Source organism: Sphingomonas sp. FUKUSWIS1 (assembly GCF_000733135.1).
Lineage (GTDB): Bacteria > Pseudomonadota > Alphaproteobacteria > Sphingomonadales > Sphingomonadaceae > Sphingomonas > Sphingomonas aerolata.
Map to the genome: position 1 here is coordinate 26,513 of NZ_JPJC01000091.1, position 21,133 is coordinate 47,645.

At 65.7% G+C, this 21,133-nt stretch carries 19 protein-coding genes and 1 other annotated feature; of the genes, 8 read left to right on the top strand and 11 right to left on the bottom strand.

Features of this window, described 5'->3' with window-relative positions; genetic code table 11:
* Together sphsw_RS18745 and ahcY are read left to right on the top strand one after the other, a co-directional pair.
* Nucleotides 1-262 (top strand): YqgE/AlgH family protein (locus sphsw_RS18745; protein ID WP_042466693.1); only part of this gene is annotated, 262 nt, incomplete at its 5' end.
* A gap of 173 nt (nt 263-435) precedes the next feature.
* Complete coding sequence (gene ahcY / locus sphsw_RS06520) at nt 436-1,869, top strand: adenosylhomocysteinase (RefSeq protein ID WP_031439895.1); 1,434 nt, start codon at nt 436-438, stop codon at nt 1,867-1,869.
* A 108-nt stretch (nt 1,870-1,977) separates the two neighbouring features.
* On the opposite strand, the gene sphsw_RS06525 is transcribed toward ahcY, so the two are convergent.
* Genes sphsw_RS06525 through sphsw_RS06535 form a run of 3 tightly spaced genes read right to left on the bottom strand, consistent with a single transcriptional unit; the run spans nt 1,978 to nt 5,599 of the window.
* On the bottom strand, nt 1,978-3,324 hold the full coding sequence (locus sphsw_RS06525; protein ID WP_042466703.1) for a cell wall hydrolase: 1,347 nt from the start codon (nt 3,322-3,324) through the stop codon (nt 1,978-1,980).
* 5 nt (nt 3,325-3,329) lie between these two features.
* Entirely contained in the window at nt 3,330-4,250 is a 921-nt protein-coding gene (cysK, locus tag sphsw_RS06530; RefSeq protein ID WP_031439897.1) for a cysteine synthase A, read from the bottom strand.
* Nucleotides 4,247-5,599, bottom strand: a complete 1,353-nt coding sequence (locus sphsw_RS06535; RefSeq protein WP_031439898.1) for an MFS transporter — start codon at nt 5,597-5,599, stop codon at nt 4,247-4,249. Before sphsw_RS06535 ends, cysK begins: the two co-directional genes overlap by 4 nt.
* 218 nt (nt 5,600-5,817) lie before the next feature.
* Here sphsw_RS06535 and pdhA point away from each other — a divergent pair, with 218 nt between their 5' ends.
* Together pdhA and sphsw_RS06545 are read left to right on the top strand one after the other, a co-directional pair.
* Nucleotides 5,818-6,867, top strand: a complete 1,050-nt coding sequence (gene pdhA / locus sphsw_RS06540) for a pyruvate dehydrogenase (acetyl-transferring) E1 component subunit alpha (RefSeq protein WP_031394777.1) — start codon at nt 5,818-5,820, stop codon at nt 6,865-6,867.
* Nucleotides 6,867-8,291, top strand: a complete 1,425-nt coding sequence (locus tag sphsw_RS06545; RefSeq protein WP_031439899.1) for a pyruvate dehydrogenase complex E1 component subunit beta — start codon at nt 6,867-6,869, stop codon at nt 8,289-8,291. Before pdhA ends, sphsw_RS06545 begins: the two co-directional genes overlap by 1 nt.
* Nucleotides 8,292-8,340: 49 nt before the next feature.
* Here sphsw_RS06545 and sphsw_RS06550 read toward each other — a convergent pair whose 3' ends face one another.
* The 3 genes from sphsw_RS06550 to sphsw_RS06560 are packed head-to-tail and all read right to left on the bottom strand — an operon-like array spanning nt 8,341 to nt 11,290.
* Nucleotides 8,341-8,937, bottom strand: a complete 597-nt coding sequence (locus tag sphsw_RS06550; protein ID WP_052380859.1) for a TadE/TadG family type IV pilus assembly protein — start codon at nt 8,935-8,937, stop codon at nt 8,341-8,343.
* Nucleotides 8,938-8,993: 56 nt separating this feature from the next.
* Complete coding sequence (locus sphsw_RS19700) at nt 8,994-9,593, bottom strand: TadE/TadG family type IV pilus assembly protein (RefSeq protein WP_042466695.1); 600 nt, start codon at nt 9,591-9,593, stop codon at nt 8,994-8,996.
* Nucleotides 9,590-11,290, bottom strand: a complete 1,701-nt coding sequence (locus tag sphsw_RS06560) for a TadE/TadG family type IV pilus assembly protein (RefSeq protein ID WP_042466696.1) — start codon at nt 11,288-11,290, stop codon at nt 9,590-9,592. The genes sphsw_RS19700 and sphsw_RS06560 overlap by 4 nt, the downstream gene beginning before the upstream one ends.
* A 122-nt stretch (nt 11,291-11,412) precedes the next feature.
* On the opposite strand from sphsw_RS06560, the gene sphsw_RS06565 reads away from it, so the two are divergent.
* Entirely contained in the window at nt 11,413-12,075 is a 663-nt protein-coding gene (locus tag sphsw_RS06565; protein ID WP_031439902.1) for a squalene/phytoene synthase family protein, read from the top strand.
* 79 nt (nt 12,076-12,154) lie between these two features.
* The gene (locus sphsw_RS06570; RefSeq protein ID WP_031439903.1) at nt 12,155-12,634 is read left to right on the top strand and encodes an EF-hand domain-containing protein; all 480 of its coding nucleotides are present in this window, start codon (nt 12,155-12,157) and stop codon (nt 12,632-12,634) included.
* Here sphsw_RS06570 and trmFO read toward each other — a convergent pair.
* The gene (gene trmFO / locus sphsw_RS06575; RefSeq protein ID WP_031439904.1) at nt 12,570-13,937 is read right to left on the bottom strand and encodes a methylenetetrahydrofolate--tRNA-(uracil(54)-C(5))-methyltransferase (FADH(2)-oxidizing) TrmFO; all 1,368 of its coding nucleotides are present in this window, start codon (nt 13,935-13,937) and stop codon (nt 12,570-12,572) included. The genes sphsw_RS06570 and trmFO overlap by 65 nt on opposite strands.
* A 58-nt stretch (nt 13,938-13,995) precedes the next feature.
* Here trmFO and sphsw_RS06580 point away from each other — a divergent pair, with 58 nt between their 5' ends.
* Both sphsw_RS06580 and sphsw_RS06585 read left to right on the top strand, forming a co-directional pair.
* Nucleotides 13,996-14,427 (top strand): DUF488 domain-containing protein, encoded by a 432-nt coding sequence (locus sphsw_RS06580; protein ID WP_031439905.1) that lies wholly within the window; start codon nt 13,996-13,998, stop codon nt 14,425-14,427.
* Nucleotides 14,428-14,600: 173 nt separating this feature from the next.
* Nucleotides 14,601-14,656, top strand: a sequence feature (sul1 is cis-regulatory element that is thought to sense ions involved in sulfur or methionine metabolism; They are found in Alphaproteobacteria).
* A gap of 71 nt (nt 14,657-14,727) precedes the next feature.
* Nucleotides 14,728-16,209: a SulP family inorganic anion transporter gene (locus sphsw_RS06585; protein WP_031439906.1), complete on the top strand. Its 1,482-nt coding sequence runs from the start codon at nt 14,728-14,730 to the stop codon at nt 16,207-16,209.
* A gap of 98 nt (nt 16,210-16,307) precedes the next feature.
* On the opposite strand, the gene sphsw_RS06590 is transcribed toward sphsw_RS06585, so the two are convergent.
* The 4 genes from sphsw_RS06590 to yaaA all read right to left on the bottom strand — a co-directional run bounded on the left by sphsw_RS06590 (nt 16,308) and on the right by yaaA (nt 21,066).
* Entirely contained in the window at nt 16,308-16,658 is a 351-nt protein-coding gene (locus tag sphsw_RS06590) for a DUF952 domain-containing protein (protein WP_031439907.1), read from the bottom strand.
* Nucleotides 16,655-19,435 carry a DNA gyrase subunit A gene (gene gyrA, locus sphsw_RS06595; RefSeq protein ID WP_031439908.1) on the bottom strand — a complete coding sequence of 927 codons (2,781 nt, stop codon included), beginning with the start codon at nt 19,433-19,435 and terminating at the stop codon, nt 16,655-16,657. Before gyrA ends, sphsw_RS06590 begins: the two co-directional genes overlap by 4 nt.
* Before the next feature lie 198 nt (nt 19,436-19,633).
* Nucleotides 19,634-20,320 (bottom strand): SDR family NAD(P)-dependent oxidoreductase, encoded by a 687-nt coding sequence (locus sphsw_RS06600; RefSeq protein WP_031439909.1) that lies wholly within the window; start codon nt 20,318-20,320, stop codon nt 19,634-19,636.
* Nucleotides 20,317-21,066: a peroxide stress protein YaaA gene (gene yaaA / locus sphsw_RS06605; RefSeq protein WP_031439910.1), complete on the bottom strand. Its 750-nt coding sequence runs from the start codon at nt 21,064-21,066 to the stop codon at nt 20,317-20,319. Before yaaA ends, sphsw_RS06600 begins: the two co-directional genes overlap by 4 nt.
* Nucleotides 21,067-21,133 lie beyond the last annotated feature (67 nt).

Genomic DNA, 21,133 nt, shown 5'->3' on the forward strand with positions numbered 1-21,133 from the left:
GCTCTGGGCCTTGTCGAGCACGATCGACGTGCTCCGCGCGATCGCGGAGGGGAAGGGGCCGTCGCAATGGGTCGTCGCGCTCGGCTATGCGGGATGGGACAGCGGGCAGATCGAGGGCGAACTGGCGCGTCCCGGCTGGTTCAACGTCGCCGGCGCTGCCGATCTGGTATTCGACACCAACGCGGATGAGCGCTGGAGCAGGGCGTTCGAGCGGGCCGGCGTCGACCCGCGGCTGCTGGTGGCGGATACCGGCACGGCGTGATGATCGCCGCGCGCATCCGCGGGTCAAGATGACATTCTAGCGCGGCGGAGACCGTCCCGGGCATCATATAAAGATATCTTTATATTTGATTTGGGCGGCCCGTTCCTCTATGCGGCCCTGCATCCGGCACGGGCATGAGGCCCGCCGATCAAAGATTTCCAGGAGATATCCTCGTGGCCACCACGCTCGCGCCCCAGAAGACGGTCGGCAAGACCGATTACGTCGTCGCCGACATCAGCCTTGCCGATTTCGGCCGCGCCGAGATCAACATCGCCGAAACCGAGATGCCGGGCCTGATGTCGCTCCGCGAGGAATTCGGCGCAGCGCAGCCGCTCAAGGGCGCGCGCATCACCGGTTCGCTGCACATGACGATCCAGACCGCGGTGCTGATCGAGACGCTGACCGCACTCGGCGCCGACGTCCGCTGGGCGACGTGCAACATTTTCTCGACGCAGGACCATGCCGCCGCCGCGATCGCCGCGTCGGGCGTGCCGGTGTTCGCGATCAAGGGCGAGACGCTCGCCGACTACTGGAACTATGTCGGCGACATCTTCTCGTGGGATCGCGACGTCGAGGGCCAGACCGCCAACATCATCCTCGATGACGGTGGCGACGCGACGATGTTCGCACTCTGGGGCGCCAAGCTCGAAGCCGGCCACACAATGCCCGAGCCCGAGAACGAGGAAGAGGTCGAGATGCAGCGTGCGCTGAAGGCGTATGTCGCAAAGAATCCCGGCTATCTGACCGAGACCGTCAAGAACCTGAAGGGCGTTTCGGAAGAGACGACCACCGGTGTTCACCGGCTGTACGAGATCGCCAAGAAGGGCGAGCTGCCGTTCCCCGCGATCAACGTCAACGACTCGGTCACCAAGTCGAAGTTCGACAACCTCTACGGCTGCAAGGAATCGCTGGTTGACGCGATCCGTCGCGCGACCGACGTCATGCTCGCCGGCAAGGTCGCCTGCGTCGCCGGTTTCGGTGACGTCGGCAAGGGTTCGGCGCAGTCGCTCCGCAACGGCGGCGCACGCGTGATGGTTACCGAAGTCGATCCGATCTGCGCACTGCAGGCGGCGATGGAGGGCTTCGAGGTCGTGACGATGGAAGACGCCGTGAAGCGCGCGGACATCTTCTGCACCGCGACCGGCAATGCCGATGTCATCACCGCCGATCACATGAAGGCGATGAAGCCGATGTCGATCGTCTGCAACATCGGTCACTTCGACTCGGAGATCCAGATCGCCGCGCTGTCCAACTATGACTGGACCGAAGTGAAGCCCGGCACCGACCTGGTGAAGTTCCCGGACGGCAAGCAGATCATCATCCTGGCGAAGGGTCGCCTCGTGAACCTCGGCTGCGCCACCGGCCATCCGTCGTTCGTGATGTCGGCCTCGTTCACCAACCAGACGCTCGCGCAGATCGAGCTCTGGACCAAGGGCGAGAACTACAAGAACGAAGTCTATGTCCTGCCGAAGCATCTCGACGAGAAGGTCGCAGCGCTGCACCTCGAGAAGCTGGGCGTGAAGCTGTCGCAGCTGACCCCGAAGCAGGCCGGTTACATCGGCGTGCCCGTCGAAGGCCCGTTCAAGCCGGATCACTATCGCTACTGATCGCCCACGCGATCTGAAGCGGAAAAAGGCCGCGTCTACCGAAGGGTGGACGCGGCCTTTTCTTTTGGATCTGACTGTTGCTTACCGGCGGGCGTGCCGGTCTTTCCGTTACATTTCTGTCGCTTGTGGTGCTTTCCTGACGTCCGGCTTCAACATCGGGGCTGCGGTCGCCGCTGGCGTGGCGGGCGTCTTGCGCCGCACACCGTCGAGTTCCTGTGGCGCATCCGCCGGGGGTGCTGCCTTGTCCGCCGCCGCGGGGGCCGCGCGCAGCGTCTGTCGCGCGCGCATGCACTGCGTCGGATCGGGCCGGCGGACCTGCTGGCAATTCCACAGCGCCTTTTCGTAATCGGCCGAGCGATCGCGCAGATAGCTGAACGTGATCGCCGCGCTCTGTGCCGGCGTCAGCGGCGTGGACGTTGCGGCCTTGGTTTTGTCGGCCCATGCCATGAAACGGCAAAAGGCGCGGTCGCCGCACGCGATCGTCGCAAGCGTCGGGTAGGCGTTGGGGAGCACGCCCGGCGAGAAGGTCATCAGCACAGTATCGCCCTCGGCCGTGGCAAAGGGCGTCGAGGCCGCGTTCGCGCCGTCACCGGCGACCGCATCGTCGCCCAACACGAAGCCGAGCGCGGCGGATGCTTCGGCAATCGCGGCATCGGCTTCGGACAGCGCGGCGGCGGTGCGGTGCGCATCCGAAATAGGCGCGAGCTGCGCGATGACCGGTTCGCCCTGCTCGGGCGCACGTCGGAAGGCCGGGGGTGTGCCCCACCAGCCCGACCAGCGGAAGAACAGGTGCGACCCGACCGCGACGATCTTGTCGAGGCTCGACTGCCAATAGGGAACGACCCAGTCGGTGTGGTAATGCGTGGCATAGCCGACCGGTCGATAGACATTGCCCGACAGCGCGGCGGCCGCGACGCTGCGCGCCCGGCGCCATGCGTCCTCGGAGGGCTTCCAACGAAGCAGCGCGCCGTCGCAACTGAAGCTGAACTGGCAACCCGTCGCCCGCGTCTCGCCTTCGAACACCACCCCGCAGACGGTTTTCGGGAAGGCGGGATGCCGTAGACGGTTGAGCACGACCTGCGCGACGGCGCGTTCGCCGACCGTGTCGTCCCCCGCCTCGTACAGCGTGCCGGCGGCGAGGCAGTCGGTCGCGCGTGCGAGGTCGTCGGCGGCGCCGGCGAAGCGGAACGGCCGTGCAGCTGGGTTCGGATCGGTCGAGAACGGCACCGTGGCGTTGAACGCTCGCGCATCCTCGGGCGCGAGGTCGACGAACCGGACCGGCTCGACCGGGGGCAGCTCTGCCTGGGGCACGACGCGCTGCTTCGGCATCGCGGCGCGCGCCGGGTGGGGCAGCGCCGGGGGATTGGTCACGACGAGCGTCGGTCCGACGATCGCCGCAGCCGCGATCGCGAGTACCGACACGCGCAGATAAACGGCGCCACGCGCATCGGTCATCGTCGTCACTGCTCCGGAAGGAAGTCCGGCACGGACAGATAGCGCTCGCCGGTATCATAGTTGAAGCCGAGGACGCGGACGTCGTCGGGAAGATCAGGGAGCTTCTGCAGGATCGCGGCCAGCGTCGCGCCCGAACTGATCCCGACCAGCATGCCCTCTTCGGCCGCCGATCGGCGTGCCATGTCCTTGGCGACCGCGGCATCGACCTCGATCACGCCGTCGATCGCCTGGGTGTGGAGATTGGCGGGGATGAAGCCTGCGCCGATGCCCTGGATCGGATGCGGGCCCGGCTGGCCACCGGCGATCACGGGCGAGGCGGCGGGCTCGACCGCATAGACCTTCAACTCGGGCCAGTGCGCCTTCAGCGCCTCGGCGACGCCCGTGATGTGGCCGCCGGTGCCGACGCCCGTGATGATCACGTCGATCGGCGTATCCCGGAAATCTTCGAGGATTTCTTGTGCCGTCGTGCGGACATGCACGTCGATGTTCGCAGGATTTTCGAACTGCTGCGGCATCCAGGCGCCGGGCGTTTCGGCGACGCGCTCGCGCGCGCGCTCGATCGCGCCCTTCATGCCCTTCTCGCGCGGGGTGAGGTCGAAGGTCGCACCATAAGCGAGCATCAGACGCCGACGCTCGACGCTCATGCTCTCTGGCATCACGAGGATCAGCTTATAGCCCTTGACCGCTGCCACCATCGCCAGGCCGACGCCGGTGTTGCCGCTGGTCGGCTCGATGATCGTGCCGCCGGGCTTGAGGTCGCCGGCCTTTTCGGCGGCCTCGATCATCGCCAGCGCGATACGGTCCTTGATCGAACCACCCGGGTTCGACCGTTCGGATTTCACCCAGACTTCGGAATCGGGGAAGAGCTTCGACAGGCGGACGTGCGGCGTGTTGCCGATCGTGTCCAGGATCGAGGAGGCTTTCATGGCTTGGCTTCTCCGTGCTGTGGTTCGGTCTCTAGGATCTCGGGGGGATCAAAGGTCTTCGCCGCCCCGAGTTCCGGGAACAGGCGCGCCCAGCCGATCGTGACGGCAATAGCACCAACCCCGCCGAACACCACTGCGCCGACGGGGCCGAGCAGCGACGCCATCACCCCGCTTTCGAATTCGCCGAGCTCGTTCGAGGCCGAGATCGTCAGCTGCGACACCGCGCTGACGCGGCCGCGCATCACGTCGGGCGTGTGCAGCTGGATCAGCGACTGGCGGACATAGACCGAGATCATGTCCGCCCCACCCGCGACGATCAGCGCGACGAAGCTGAGGACGAAGGCGGGGTGGATGGGGAACCCCGCAATCGTGCTGGGGGTGAGCCCGATCAGCTCGACGATCGGCGTCGCGACCCCGAAGGTGAGGATCGCGATGCCGAACACGATCACCGCGACCAGCATCTTGACCCCGACATTGCGGCTCATCGGCCGAATCGAGAACCAGATCGCGGTGACCGCGGCACCGATCCCCATGCCCGCGGCGAGCACGCCGAGCCCCTGCGACCCGACATGCAGGATATCGCGGGCATAGACCGGCAACAGCGACGTGGCACCCGCCAGCAGCACTGCGAACAGGTCGAGCGTGATCGTCGCGAGCACGAGCCGGTTGCGGCGGACATAGGTAAACCCCTCGATGATCCGCGCGAGGGGGCGATGGTCGGTCTGCGCGGCGGGCTGTGCCACCGGGCCGATCAGGAACATGAACACCAGCGCGACGAGGAAGAGCAGCGTCGCCACGCCGTACGCGACCTCGGGATGGATCGCGTAGAGCAGCCCGCCGACGCTGGGGCCTGCGATCGTTCCGACCTGCCACGCGATCGAACTGATCGCGATCGCGGTGGGGAGCACCGCCCGCGGAACCAGATTCGGCGCCAGGGCCGAATAGGCTGGGCCGGAAAATGCGCGCGCGACGCCGAAGGCGACGGCCGCGGCGAACAACGCCCCGAGCGTGAGATGGCCGGACCATGTCAGCAGCCAGAGCGTCGCGGCGGTGAGCACCAGCAGCGTGGTCGTGCCGCGGACGATCCAGCGCCGGTCGAAGCTGTCCGCGACGAGCCCGGTGATCGGGGTCAGCAGGAACAGCGGCACGAACTGCGCAAAGCCGATCATCCCGAGCATGAACGCCGCCTGGCGGATGTCCATCGTTTCGCGCGCCAGGTTGTAGACCTGCCAGCCGATGACGATCGACATCGCGCTGACCGCGATCGTGCCGGCGAACCGCGACAGCCAATAGGCGCGAAAATTGGCGATCCGGAAGGGATGCTGATGCGGGTCGATCGTCGGGTTCATTGTCCCGGGCTTTAGGGGGTCGAGCGCGTGAAGGGCAACCGGAGCTTTGCTTGGGTTGGGGATAGGGGCGGGGGCGACGGCCCGCGTGTCGGGCACGACGGATCGAAGCTCGCGGGACAGTCGCAGAATCGCATACCCCAGACGGGAATTGATGTTCGGCCCCGTCCGCGCCTATAGGCTGCGGCAACTCCCCTACGGAAAACGAGGTTTCCCACATCGTGGCCAAAGCCCCCCCAGCACGTGCAATCGCCGAGCCCCCGATCACCAACCGTGAACGGCCGGCCGAACCCAAGCCCTATGAGGCCAGCAAGGACGAGCTGCTCGCCTTCTACAAGCAGATGCTGCTGATCCGGCGTTTCGAGGAAAAGGCGGGCCAGCTTTACGGTCTCGGCCTGATCGGCGGCTTCTGCCATCTGTACATCGGCCAGGAAGCCGTTGCGGTCGGCCTGCAGTCCGCGCTCGACGGCGAGACCGATTCGGTCATCACCGGCTATCGCGACCACGGCCACATGCTCGCCTACGGGATCGACCCGAAGGTGATCATGGCCGAGCTGACCGGGCGCGGCTCGGGCATCTCGAAGGGCAAGGGCGGGTCGATGCACATGTTCTCGACCGAGCATAAATTCTACGGCGGGCACGGCATCGTCGGTGCTCAGGTGTCGCTGGGCACCGGCCTCGCGTTCAAGCATAAATATTCGAACGACGGCGGCATCTGCATGGCCTATTTCGGCGACGGCGCCGCAAACCAGGGCCAGGTGTATGAGAGCTTCAACATGGCCGAGCTGTGGAAGCTCCCGATCATCTTCGTGATCGAGAACAACCAGTACGCCATGGGCACGAGCGTCAATCGCGCCTCGGCCGAGGACCAGCTCTATCGCCGCGGCGAATCGTTCCGCATTCCCGGCATCCAGGTCGACGGCATGGACGTGCTGGCGTGCCGCGGGGCCGCTGAAGAGGCAATCGCCTGGGTCCGCGCGGGCAAGGGCCCGGTCATCCTCGAGATGAAGACCTATCGCTATCGTGGCCACTCGATGTCCGATCCGGCGAAATACCGTACGCGGGATGAGGTCCAGGCGGTCCGCGACAAGTCCGACCCGATCGATCACATCAAGAAGCTGCTCGACGAGCAGGGCGTGACCGAGGCGGACCTGAAGTCCATCGAACAAGAGATCAGGAAGACCGTGAACGAAGCCGCCGATTTCGCCGAGCAGACCCCCGAGCCGGATGTCGCCGAGCTCTACACCGACGTTCTGGTGGAGTCGTACTGATGGCGATCGAGATCAAGATGCCCGCGCTCTCCCCGACGATGGAAGAGGGCACGCTCGCGAAGTGGCTCGTCAAGGAAGGCGATAGCGTCAAGTCCGGCGACATCATGGCCGAGATCGAGACCGACAAGGCGACGATGGAGTTCGAGGCGGTCGACGAAGGCACGATCGGCAAGATCATGGTTGCCGAAGGTACCGACAATGTGAAGGTCGGCACCGTCATCGCGACGCTGCTCGAAGAGGGCGAAAGCGCTGACAGCGCGCCGACCGAGGCACGCGCGGGCGAGGCCGCCAACGCCGCACCGAAGGAAACGCCGTCGGACGACAAGGCGCCGCCGGTTCCCGAAGGCGCGTCGCCTGCCAAGGCCGAGAGCGGGACGCAGCAGCTCGTCGCGTCGGCGGAGAAGGTCGGCAAGACCGATCCGGCGATCCCGGAGGGTACCGAGATGGTCAAGACGACCGTCCGCGAGGCGCTACGCGATGCGATGGCCGAGGAAATGCGCGAGGACGACCGCGTCTTCGTGATGGGCGAGGAAGTCGCGCAGTATCAGGGCGCGTACAAGGTCACGCAGGGGCTGCTCGACGAGTTTGGCGAGCGTCGCGTGATCGACACGCCGATTACCGAATACGGCTTTGCCGGCATCGGTGCAGGCGCGGCGATGGGTGGCCTCCGCCCGATCGTCGAGTTCATGACCTTCAACTTCGCGTTGCAGGCGATCGATCACATCATCAACTCGGCGGCCAAGACCAACTACATGTCGGGTGGCCAGATGCGTTGCCCGATCGTGTTTCGTGGTCCCAACGGCGCGGCGTCGCGCGTGGGTGCGCAGCATTCGCACAACTTCGCGGCATGGTATGCGAGCGTCCCCGGCCTGATCGTGATCGCGCCCTATGACGCGGCGGATGCCAAGGGCCTGCTGAAGGCGGCGATCCGTACCGACGATCCGGTCGTGTTCCTCGAGAACGAGCTGATGTACGGCCGCAGCTTCGACGTTCCCAAGCTCGACGACCATGTCCTGCCGATCGGCAAGGCGCGCATCGTCCGCGAGGGCAAGGACGTGACGATCGTGAGCTATTCGATCGGCGTGGGCATCAGCCTCGAAGCCGCCGAGAAGCTCGCCGAGGAGGGCATCGAGGCGGAGGTCATCGACCTGCGCACGCTGCGCCCGCTCGACACCGACACGGTGCTGAAAAGCCTCGCCAAGACCAACCGCATGATCATCGTCGAGGAAAACTGGGCAACCTGCTCGATCGCGTCCGAGATCGTGTCGGTGGTGATGGAGCACGGCTTCGACGACCTCGACGCGCCAGTGCTGCGCGTGACCAACGAAGACGTGCCGATGCCCTATGCGGCGAACCTCGAAAAGCTGATGCTGGTCGATGTCGCCAAGGTCGTCGATGCGGCGAAGAAGGTGACGTACCGGTAATCGGTGAGCTGTTGCTGATCGCTCCGACCGGGTTCACCGGTCGGAGCGATCATGCTGCGTAGGTCGAGCACAGACTCGGCGTGACTCCTGCAACGGCGGCCAGGGTCTGGTCGTTGCGTTCTCGCACATTGTACACCGCTTCGGCGCGCAGGACCGGAGCGCCGAAAAATCGCTGCGAGACGAGCGGCTGATATTTGTAGGTCACCTCGATGAAGATCAGCGCGGTTCCGGCGGCCGCCGTAATCTTGCGACTGGCCAGTCCCATATATTGCAGGCTTGCATCGGCCTTGCCCTTGTCCTGCAGGCCATAAGCCGGCTGCGAGGCACTGGTGTTCAGCGCCCCCGTGCACCGCTGCCAACGGATCCACTGCCCCGCCTTCGTGCCGGTCTGACCATTGGGTTCGACGCTCGAGATCACGACGCGGCCGTTATCGGCAAAGTCGATATCGGTCCCTAACAACTTCGGGCTGAGGAGGACCTCGTTGACATCGGCCTCGTTGATCGAATCCCGCACGCGGGCGACGTTGTCGGACGCGGTCGTGGCGATCTGGTTGACGCGCATCTTGGCGATCGACATGTGCGTCAGTTCGGCACCGGCGAGACCCAGTGTCAGAAGGAACGGCGCAACGATCGCGAATTCGATCATTGCGAGGCCGCGCGTGTCGGCAAGAACCCCTGGCCTTGCGGTGCTGTCGATCCTCGTCATGGCTTGGTACATACGACCGTCGGTGCCGCACGCGAGGTAAAGGGCTGGTTACGTACCAGCGTCGTTTCCGTAACTGTCCGGGTGCGCGTCCAGCCCATCAGCGGTCCGACCGGCGTCAGATTGGGGTATCTCACCGTCGCCGTGTAGAAGATGACGTCGTCCGCGCTACCGACACCGTCATCGCCCGGCGTCGCGTCGTAAATGCCATTGTTGTTCGCATCTTCGAAACAGTCCCCGAGATTGAACGTGCCGCGCGGGTCCGTGTCCGACGTGATCTTCTCGGGCTTGCCGACATTCGAGAAGTTGTAATAGCGGCGCGTCGACACGGTGACATATTCTGCCGGGACGACGGCGCGGACCTCGGCCTTGATCGTTGCGCTCACGTTGGCAGCGGTCGTGTTGCCGACCGTGGTCAGCCGTGATGCCTTTGCGAGCGCGCCCTGTACCATGGCCTCGACATAATTCTGATACCCGACCTCCAGGATCATCATCAGCAACCCGATCAGTAACGGTACGATCAGAGCGAATTCGACGATCGTTGCGCCCGCGACATCTGCCGCAATGCGCCGCCTTGCCGGCGCTAATTGCGCGATCACTGGCTCACCCGTAGCGATCCGACCTTGGTGCCGATTTCCTTGAACTTCTGGATGAGCGCGGCGGAGGTGGTGATGCCCGACGCCATGGAGGGCTGTGTCGCGCAATCCCGCATGTCGTTGGTCAGCGTGGTCGAAAACGCAATGACGTACAGCTGGATACCCTGCGCCCTGGCAGCATTGCAGGCCATGCGAAATCGCTGGAGATGGCGCGACAGCTGCGCTGCGGCGAGCTGGGTGGTATTGCCCGTCGTCGTTCCCAGCACGCGCTTGTCGCGCTCCTCCGCGCCATAGGTCGTATAGACGTCCAGGTAAGGCGACAGGTCGCCGTCGGTCATGAAGATCATGAACTTCCTGACCGAGAAGCCGCGAAGCTTTCTTGGATTGTCCGGATCGCTCTGATTGTTCGTTTCGGGCGTTGCCGATGCGAAGATGCCGTCCGACGAGATAAACCGGGCGCCCCATATCATGCCGATATCATGATAGGTGCCGCCAAGCGGTTGCAGATCATTAAGGTATCTCATGAAGCCAGCCTTGTCGCCGTAATATTCCTTCAGGCGGCTGGCCTCGCTGGCGCAGTATTTCGGGTCGGTATAGATGGCGCGCCGGTCGGGATCGAATTCCGTCTCGGGCCACCACGGCGCCCAACGGCTGGCGTCCGAGTTCGGCAACCGGTTGATGTCGAGGTCCCACGCGTCCGACGGTGCCGTCGTCAGCGATCCGCCGTCGATGGTCGTGTTGTTGGTCTGGCGCTCCTCGATGCACCCGGCCCATTTCGATGTCGCCGTGCTGGGCGATCCGCCAGGCGTCGGTACCGATGCGCCCGTCTTGAACGTCGCGGTGTTCAGCGTCGCCTGCTGGTAGGTCCAGTAGTTCGAGCAGACCCCCCAATAGCTTGAATAGCTGCCGTCATACGCGTTGCACCAGTTCAGCGAGCTGTAGACAGGTCCGCCGGTTCGGGCCCGCGTCTGATAGGGTGCGCTGTTGCGGATATAGCTCGCATCCTTGGCATAGACGAGCCTGCCGACATTGACCGTCGCATTATAGGGCACAAAGCCATAGCGAAGCCTCAGGTTGTTGTTGTGCAGCTGGTTCTGTGCAGACTCCAGGGTGTCGTAGAGGGACTCGGACGCATCGCGCAGCGCCTGCATCTTCGATCCGGATTGTTCGATCTCGCCGCAGGCGTCATTGGGGCGGCTCGTCGGGCAGTTCATCGATCCCGACATGTCGAGGACGAGCACGACGTCCGTGCCGACGAAATCCTGCGTCGCCGCGCAGGTGATCGACAGGGGCAAGGTGTTGAACCCGAAGATCTTCATCACCGTGGTCGGTATCGCGGTCGTCGCGGTGATCCGGACGGTACCAACGGCGGGAACGGTGACCACGGGAGTGAACGGGGTCGTGTCGAAGGCCCCGCTGGGGAAGTTGAAGTTAAAATAGTTTCTGGCTTCGGTTTCGACGTCGCTCGTCAGCGTCGGGCCCGCCAGCAGGCGCCGCGCCGCCAGCGAGCCCGCGTCGCAGGCCTGCTGCAGCCGGTCACGCGCGACATAGGCGCGTGACATGTCCAGCCCGGACCCGACCATGGCCAGCAGCGGCATGATCGCGAAGGCGACGATCACCAAAGTGTTGCCTTTGACGTTCCGTCGCAGACGCGCGAGGAACGTCAGCGCTGCAAATTTCGGGGCAATCGTCTTGGCCATGGATGTCCCAGTGGATCTTGATCGCGCACCCATGCCCGGCAATCCGGTAAGCCCGGCTCAAGAGATATGGTTAACGAGAGCGGGGGCGTGCCCTGCGGCGCGTTCGCAGCTATGGCGGCGCGATGGTCGACCCTGCCAACTTACCCAATCCCGAGCGCGCGCTTGCCCTGAGCTACGCCCCGGCCTCGACCCGGCCCGGGCTCGAGGCGCTGTTCGCGCTCGATACGGCGCTCGGCACGATCCTCAAAACGACGCGCGAGCCGATCGTCGGGCAGATGCGGCTGACCTGGTGGTATGAGGCGCTCGGCCGGCTCGACACCGCGCCGCCGCCGGCCGAGCCCGTGTTGCAGGCGCTCGCACGCCATGTCGTGCCGCAGGTCGGCAGCGCCACGCTCGCGACGATCGCCGAGGGGTGGGAGGCACTGCTTGAAACGCCGCTCGACGATGCAGCGGTCGAACGCTTTGCCCGCCTGCGCGGCGGACAGCTGTTCGCGGCGGCGGCATCTTTGCTGGCGGTGTCGGACGATCGCATCGCGGCGGCGGGCGAGGGATGGGCGCTTGCGGATCTGTCGCTGCGGCTGTCGAATCCGCAACGCGCGGCAGGCGTGGCTGCGATCGCGCGCGGGCGGCTCGACATGGCGCTCCACGGTCGCTGGCCACGACGCGCACGAGCGCTTGGCGCACTAGCATTGCTGGCGCGGGCCGATCTTACCGCGCCGGAGCAACCGGCCGGCAGCCCGAAGCGGGTCGGCCGCCTGCTGCTGCACAGACTGGTCGGATACTGACCGGTTCGTTTGAGATCGGCGCGCGGCGGGATTAGCCTTGCGCCTGGACGGGGACGTCCGGGGGTGGGGGAGACCGGGGATGTGGCGATACCTGACGGGTGGCGCGGCGCTGATCGCGCTGATCGGTGCGGCGATACTGGGTTTTGGCGGCAAGGTGCGATCCGGGCCAGTGCTGGCGCCACAACCGACCGCGCAGGCGCAGACCAAGGCACAGGCGGATGGCGGGACCGATCCTTTGCCGAGCATGGCACCGCGTGCGACCGATGCAACGCGCGAACAGCGGCGATTTCAACGGTATGACAAGGATCGCGACGGCGCGGTGACACGCGACGAATATCTGGTCGCGCGGCGCAAGGCCTATACGAAGCTCGACGTCGATGGCGACGGGCGGCTGTCGTTCGACGAATGGGCGGTCAAGGCGACGACCAAGTTCGCCGGTGCGGATGCGGACAAATCGGGCGCGATGACCGCGCCCGAATTCGCCACCACCGCGGTCAGGCGGAAGCCGTCGTCTCGGGCTGCCTGTCCGCCGGTTCCGCCGTCGTCTGAGGAGAGTTGAGCCACGCCGCCAGCGCCGCGCGGCCACGATCGGTGTACATCCGCTTGCGATCGGTCTTTTTAGTGCGGCCGGGGATCGGCGGGAACAGCCCGAAATTGACGTTCATCGGCTGATAGGTCTCGGCCTCCGCCCCACCGGTGATGTGGCCGAGCAACGCGCCGAGCGCGGTCGCAAAGGGTGGCGGCGTCAGCGTCTGGCCGGTCAGTTCGGCGGCGGCGAACCGGCCCGCGAGCAGGCCGATGCCGCAGCTTTCAATATAGCCCTCGCAGCCCGTGATCTGCCCGGCGAAGCGGATGTTCGGCCGCGATTTCAGCCGCAGCGTCGCGTCGAGCAGCTCGGGCGAGCGGATGAAGGTGTTGCGGTGCAGGCCACCCAGCCGTGCGAACTCGGCATTCTCCAGGCCGGGGATCGTGCGGAACAGCCGGACCTGATCGGCATGCTTCAGCTTGGTCTGGAAGCCGACGATGTTCCACAGCGTGCCCTGCGCATTGTCCTGGCGCAGCTGGACGACCGCATAGGGCCAGCGCCCGGTCTTGGGATTGTCGAGCCCGACGGGCTTCATCGGGCCATAGCGCAGCGTGTCGACGCCGCGCTCCGCCATCACCTCGATCGGCATGCAGCCATCGAAATAGGGCGTGTCCTTCTCCCAGTCCTTGAACGGCGTCTTCTCGCCATCGACCAAGCCCTGATGGAAGGCGAGATACTGGTCCTTGTCCATCGGGCAGTTGATGTAATCTTTGCCCTCGCCCTTGTCCCAGCGCGAGGCGAACCACGCCGTCTCCATGTCGATCGAGTCGCGGTGGACGATCGGGGCAAGCGCGTCGAAAAAGGCGAGCGCCTCGCGGCCGGTTTCGGCGCCGATCCCGGCGGCGAGCGAGGCGGCGGTGAGCGGGCCGGTGGCGATGATCGTCGGGCCGTCGGGCAGCGCGTCGATACGTTCGCGAACGAGCGTGATGTTCGGATGCTGGTCGATCGCCTCCGTCACGCTGTTCGAGAAATTGTCGCGGTCGACCGCGAGCGCGGAGCCCGCGGGGACGCGGTGGATATCGGCCTGGCGCATGATCAGCGAGCCGAGCGTGCGGAGTTCCTGGTGGAGCAGGCCGACTGCGTTGCTCTCCGCATCGTCCGAGCGGAAGCTGTTCGAGCAGACGAGCTCGGCGAGGCCGTCGGTCTGGTGCGCGGGCGTGGCTTCGCCGCTGCCGCGCATTTCGGAGAGGCGGACCTTGAGGCCGGCTTCGGCAAGCTGCCAGGCGGCTTCGGATCCGGCGAGGCCGCCGCCGATAACATGGATGTCGTGGGTCATTCCCGCCAGATAGCGCCGGACGCTTGCCGTGTCAGCGGTCCAATCCCACTTCGTTCTTATGAAGATCTTCACGATCGGCTATGAAGCCACCACGATGACGGACTTTCTTGCGGCGCTGACGCGGGCCGGGGTCGAGCGGGTGATCGACGTCCGCGCGCTGCCGCTGTCGCGTCGGCCGGGATTTTCAAAGACGTCGCTTGCGGCATCGTTGCGCGAGGCGGGGATCGATTACACGCATCTGAAGGCGCTCGGGACGCCGAAGCGCGGGCGCGACGCGGCCAAGAAGGGTGACGTCGCAACGCTGACCGCGGTGTATGACGAACAGCTGGAACTGCCCGAGGCGCAGGCGCAGGCGGCGATCATGCTCGCGCTCGCGGCGGAGAAGCCGAGCGCGCTGCTGTGTTACGAGCGCGACCCCTGCCATTGCCACCGGACCCTGCTGTTGCAGGCGGTGGGCGAGGGGGCCGAGGTGGTGGACCTGTTTACGTGATTTTCGGGAACCTCATTTATTCGCCATCCTGACGAAAGTCAGGATCTAGAGCCAGGAACGGCGCGGTTTAGTAACTCTGGATCCTGACTTTCGTCAGGATGACGGGGTTGTGGAGGAAGAGTGGCAGACCGTGTTGCAATGCAGCACCTGATCCGCTAGCAGGCCCGCATTCGCTTGGACCCGGTGCAATTCCGGGTGGCTATTCCGGCCGCCGATCCGCCGGACAACGCAACGACGCCATTTTGAACACCCGCGACCGACAGGGTCGCCGCGGTTCGTGCGTCCTATGCGGACACATCCATGACAATTTCTGCTTTTTCTCGTTACCGCGCCGAGTGGTATAGCGGCCCGACGGCCGCGCGGCGTGACATTCTCGCCGGCATGGTGGGTACTTTCGCGCTGATCCCCGAGGTCATCGCCTTTTCCTTCGTCGCCGGCATCGATCCCGAGGTCGGCCTGTTCGCCTCGTTCGTGATCGGCATCGTCATCTCCTTTGCGGGCGGTCGCCCCGCGATGATATCGGGGGCTGCGGGGTCCGTCGCGCTGGTCGCCGCCGCGCTCGTTCATGCGCACGGGCTGCAATATCTCCTCGTCGCGACGATCCTCGCGGGCATGCTGCAGATCGCGTTCGGGCTCGCCAAGCTCGATGTGCTGATGCGGTTCGTCTCGCGCTCGGTCCATGCGGGGTTCGTCAACGCACTCGCGATCCTGATCTTCTCGGCTCAGGTGCCGCAGATGGTGGGGGTCAGCTGGCAAGCCTATGCGATGATCGCGGGCGGGCTTGCGATCATCTATCTCGTGCCGCGGGTCTCGAGTGCGATCCCGTCGCCGCTGATCTGCATCGTCGTGCTGACCGCAATCGCGATGTGGTTTCCGATGCCGCTGAAGACGGTCGGCGATCTCGGGCGGCTGCCCGATTCGCTGCCGTCGTTCGGCTTGCCCGACGTGCCGCTCAGCTGGGATACGCTGCGCATCGTTGCCCCCTATGCGCTTGCGATGGCGGCGGTTGGGCTGCTCGAATCGATGATGACCGCCAATGTCGTCGACGAGCTGACCGAGACGCGCAGCTCGAAGGCGCGCGAATGCACCGGGCTCGGGCTCGCCAACATCGCCGCGGGCGCGTTCGGCGGGATCGCCGGGTGCGGGATGATCGGCCAGACGGTCGGCAATGTCCGCTATGGCGGCACCGGACGGCTTTCGACGATGGTCGCCGGCGTGTTCCTGCTCGTCGTGATGGTGCCGTTGCGTCCCTGGGTCGCGCAGGTGCCGGTCGCGGCGCTGGTCGCGATCATGATCATGGTGTCGATCAGCACCTTCTCCTGGGGGTCGCTGCGCGATCTGGTGCGGCATCCCAAGGTGTCGAGCGTCGTCATGCTGGCGACGGTCGTCGTCACCGTTGCGACCCACGACCTGTCGCTCGGCGTCGGGGTGGGCGTGCTACTGAGCGGCGTGTTCTTCGCGTGGAAGGTCACGCGGATGATGGACGTGGCGGTCGAGTACGACGCGGCGAGCGATACGCGCATCTACAGCGTGACGGGGCAGGTGTTCTTTGCCAGCGCGGATATCTTCGCGGACCGTTTCGACCTGCGCGAGGAGGCCAAGCATGTGCGGATCGACCTGACGGGGGCGCATCTCTGGGACGTCACCGCGGTCGGCGTGCTCGACGATGTGGTCGCCAAGCTGCGGCGGCATGGTGCGGTGGTCGAGGTCGTCGGGCTGAACCAGGCGAGTGCGGTGCTCGTCGACCGACATGCGCCGTTGATGCGCGATCTGGCGGCGTGATCGGGTAGCGGGGGCGGATAAACGACGGTCGTCGTTGCCGCCCCCTCCGTCAGGCTCTGCCTGCCACCTCCCCCGGGCGGGGGAGGATGGTCACGGCTTCAGCCGGCTACGGGCAGCTTAACCTGGCCGGCATCGTCGCGTTCGAGCGGGCTGTAGGACAGCACCGTCTCGAGCAGCAGTGGACCGTTATAGATGTGCGGGAAGAGCTGGCCGCCGCGCGACTCTTCCCATGTCACGTCGTCGCCGATCGCTTCGAGATCGACTGCGGCGACGTACAGGTCGGACTGGCCGGTGAAATGCTTGTCGACCGTCTCGGTCAGCTGCGCCGCGGTCGACAGGTGGATATAGCCATCGGCCAGATCGACCGGCGCGCCGGCGAAGCTGCCGCTTTCCAGCGACGCCAGCTGCTCGCCCGTCAGCACCTTGTAGGCGATAGGGTCGCGGCTCATTCGCCGTCCCCCTGGCCTTCGGTCGGATCGCCCGCCGCCGTGTCCTCGCCGATCGTCGCGCCGGTGTCGGGCGCCAGCTCTGGCGTTGCGTCAGCCAGGTTCACTTCGGCGTCTTCCTCGGTCTCCTCGATCCGCGCGGCCGAGACCACATGCTCGCCCTTCGCCACGTCGAACAGCTTCACGCCCGCCGAGTTGCGGCTGATGACGCGCAGTGACGCGAGCGTCGTGCGGATCAGCTTGGCCTGGTTGGTCACCAGCATCAGCTGATGGCCCTTGGCCGCGGCGAAGCTCGCCACGACCTGACCGTTGCGCGCGATGTTGTCGATGTTGGTGATACCCTGACCACCACGCCCCGTGCGACGATAGTCGTACGCGCTCGACAGCTTGCCATAGCCGTTCTCGCAGACCGTCAGGATGAACTGCTCGCGGTCCTTGAGATCGTTGTAGCGCTCGTCGCCCATCCCGTGATCGCCCTCGCGCTCGCCCTTCCAGGGGGCGAATTTGAGATACGTCTCGCGCTCTTCGGGCGTCGCGCCGACGCGGTGGAGGACCGACAGCGAGATGACCTCGTCGTCGCCCTTTAGCGTCACGCCGCGCACACCTGTCGAGGTGCGGCTCTGGAACTCGCGGACGTCGTCGCCGGCAAAGCGGATCGCTTTTCCGAGCCGCGTCGCGAGCAGGACATCGTCATGCTCGGTGAGCAACGCGACGCCGATCAGCTTGTCCTCGGAGCCTTCTTCAAAACGCATCGCGATCTTGCCGTTCGACGGCACGTTGGTGAACGCGTCCATCGCGTTGCGGCGCACCAGCCCGCGCTGCGTCGCGAACATCACGTGCAGACGGCTCCACTCGCCCAGATCCTCCGGCAGCGGGAGCACGGTCGAGATCGTCTCGCCCGGCGCCAGCGGCAGCAGGTTGATCATCGGGCGCCCTCGGGTTGCTGGACCACCCTCGGGCAGGCGCCAGACCTTGTAGCGATAGACCTTGCCGAGGTTCGAGAAGAACAGCACCGGCGTGTGCGTCGAGGTGACGAACAGCTCGGTGACGACATCCTCGTCCTTGGTCGACATGCCCGCGCGGCCCTTGCCGCCGCGTGCCTGAGCGCGGAACGTGTCGAGGCTGGTGCGCTTGATATAGCCCTGCATGGTCACGGTGACGACCATGTCCTCGCGCTCGATCAGATCCTCGTCGTCGATGCCGTTGGCGGCAGCGGCGATCTCGGACCGGCGCGGGGTCGCGAATTCGTCGCGGATCGCGATCAGCTCGCCGCGCATCACCTCGTACAGCTTGGCGTGGTCGGCGAGGATGTGGAGCAGTTCGGCGATCGATGCCGCGAGCGTCTTCAGCTCGTCGCCGATCTCGTCGCGGCCGAGCGCGGTGAGGCGGTGCAGGCGAAGATCGAGGATCGCGCGGACCTGCGGCTCGGACAGCTTGTAGATGCCCTCCTGCTGCTTGTCCTCGACCGCCTCGACCAACGCGATGTACGGCGCGATTTCAGCGACCGGCCATTCGCGCGCGAGCAGCTTGCCGCGTGCTTCGGCGGGGCTCGACGATCCGCGGATGATGCGGACGACTTCGTCGAGATTGGTGACCGCGATGACGAGGCCGAGCAACAGATGCGCGCGCTCGCGGGCCTTGGCGAGCTCGAACTTCGAGCGGCGCGTGATGACCTGTTCGCGGAACGTGATGAACGCGCCGATGATGTCGCGCAGGTTCAGCAGCTCGGGGCGGCCGCCGCGGATCGCGAGCATGTTGGCGGGGAAGCTCGACTGCGCAGGCGTGTGCCGCCAGAGCTGGTTGAGTACCACGTCGGGGGTCGCGTCGCGCTTCAGGTCGATGACGATGCGCACGCCCATGCGGCTCGATTCGTCGCGAATGTCGCTGACGCCTTCGATGCGCTTGTCCTTGGCGGCTTCCGCGATCTTCTCGACCAGGCCGTTCTTGCCGGTCTGGAACGGGATCTCGGTCAGGACGATCGAACGGCGATCACCCTTGCCCTCTTCGACGACGTGGCGCGAGCGGACGATGATCGAGCCGCGGCCGGTCTCGTAGGCGGACTTGGCGCCTGCGGGGCCGAGGATGATCGCGCCGGTCGGGAAATCGGGACCGGGGACGATCTCGAACAGTTCCTCGGTCGTGATCGCGCCATTGTCCATATAGGCGAGGCACGCGGCGATCACTTCGCCGAGGTTATGCGGCGGGATGTTGGTCGCCATGCCGACCGCGATGCCGCCGGCGCCGTTGACGAGCAGATTGGGGAAGCGCGCCGGCAGCACCGACGGCTCGCGCTCCGAGCCGTCATAGTTGGGCGTGAAGTCGACCGTGTCCTTGTCGAGATCGCCAAGCAGCGCGTTGGCGACCTTGCCGAGGCGTGCCTCGGTGTAGCGCATCGCCGCGGGTGGATCGGGATCCATCGAGCCGAAGTTGCCCTGACCGTCGATCAGCGGCACGCGCATCGACCAGTCCTGGGTCATGCGGGCCAACGCGTCGTAGATCGAGCTGTCGCCGTGCGGGTGATATTTACCCATCACGTCACCGACGATACGCGCCGACTTGCGATAGGGCTTGCCCGCGATGAAGCCGCTTTCGTGCGCGCCATAGAGGATGCGGCGATGAACGGGTTTCAGGCCGTCACGGACGTCGGGGAGCGCGCGCGCGACGATCACGCTCATCGCATAGTCGAGATAGCTCGACTTCATCTCGTCGACGATCGAGATGGTGGCAATGCCGGCTGGCTCGCCGCCGGTGGGTTCGGCGAGCATGGTCTCGTCGGTCAAATCTGAAGGCTTTCGGCTTGTTTCGGTACGATGACACACCTTAGCCGAGGGGGGACCACCTTACTACCCCCGCGCACGCGTACGCGCGGGGAGAGGAGAGGTTTCATCGGTATTTGCGGGTGATTGCCGGTTGTCGGCACGATGCGTTTTACCATCGTTCGCCGGGGTGACGGACTTCAAGGCGGGCGAAGGCCCGGGTCAGGGGGTAATCTCGACCCCGTCCCAGGCGAACAGCTTCCCGCTGTCGGGCGCACGGAGGCCGTCGATCACGTCGAGCAGCTGGACCGCCGCCCGGTCCGGCTTGAACAGCGTGCCGGGCGTCACATTGCCCTGGAACGGCTGCGACAGGCCGGTGTCGACCGTGCCTGGATGCAGCCCGACGACGATGCCGCTCGAATTGCGCCGCTTGTCCTCGATCGCGATCGTCCGGACGAGCTGGTTGAGTGCCGCCTTCGACGCGCGATAGCCGTACCAGCCGCCGAGCTTGTTGTCGCCGATGCTGCCGACCCGCGCCGACAGGACCGCGAACACGATCCGCCCCGCCTTGGGCATCGTCGGCAGGAAATGCTTGGCGACCAAAGCGGGACCGATCGCGTTGATCGCGAAGTTGTGCGCCATCCATGCCGGATCGAGATCGCGTATCGCCTTTTCAGGCCCCTTGTCGCCCGCATGGAGCAGGCCCGTCGCTACGATCACGAGCGTCGGCGATCCGACCTTCGTTGCAGCCGCGACAATGCTCGCTTCATCCTCCAGGTCCAGATGGCGATCACCATCGGCCGACCGCGAGAAGCCGTGGACGGCATCGGATGTGCCCTCGTCGCGCAGCGCCTCTTCCAGCGCTTTGCCGATCCCGCCCGAGGCGCCGATGACGACAGCGCTGCTCATCGGCGAACGAACCGCCACTGCGCGTCGGTACTGCCAGCCGCGTCATAGGCATAGCCGTCGGTGTCGAAGCCCTTCATCCCCTCGATTTCGTCGATGCGGTGCTCGAGCATCCAGCGCGCCGCCATCCCTCGCGCCTTCTTGGCGTGGAAGCTGACGAATTTCTGGGCCTCCCCCTCGCGGAAATCGAACGCGACGACGCGGATCCCGGCGGGCAGCTTGCCATCGGCCGCCGCCCAATATTCCTGGCTGGCGAGATTGAGGATCGTCCCCGAGCCTTCGGCCTCGACGTCCTCGGCCAGAAGCTTTGCGATCCGATCGCGCCACCAGTCGGTCAGCTTCTTCTGACGGGGCGCCCAGCGAGTCCCCATTTCGAGCCGATAGGGGCGCATCGCGTCGAGCGGTCGGAGCAGGCCGTAGAGCCCGGAGAGCATACGCAGATGATCCTGCGCATAGTCCACCGCCGCCTCGTCGAGCGTCTTCGCGTCGAGCCCGGTATAGACGTCGCCCGCGAACGCGAACAGCGCGGGGCGTTCGGGCAGCGTGTCGAAATCGCCGAACCGGTCGGCATTGAGCTTCGCGAGCGCCGGCGAGATGTGCATCAGCTCGCTCAGCCGCTTCTGCGTCAGATGCGCCGCCGCATGCGCGAGCGTCGTCGCCTCGTCGGCGAACCGCGGCTGGGTGGGGGTGACGGAGGGCAGGGCGGTCTCATAGTCGAGCGTCTTGGCGGGCGAGAGGACGGCGATCATGCGGGTCACCTAGCCGTGCAACCCGGCGCGTTCAATCGGCGTTCAGTGCGCGGGACACATAAGGCGT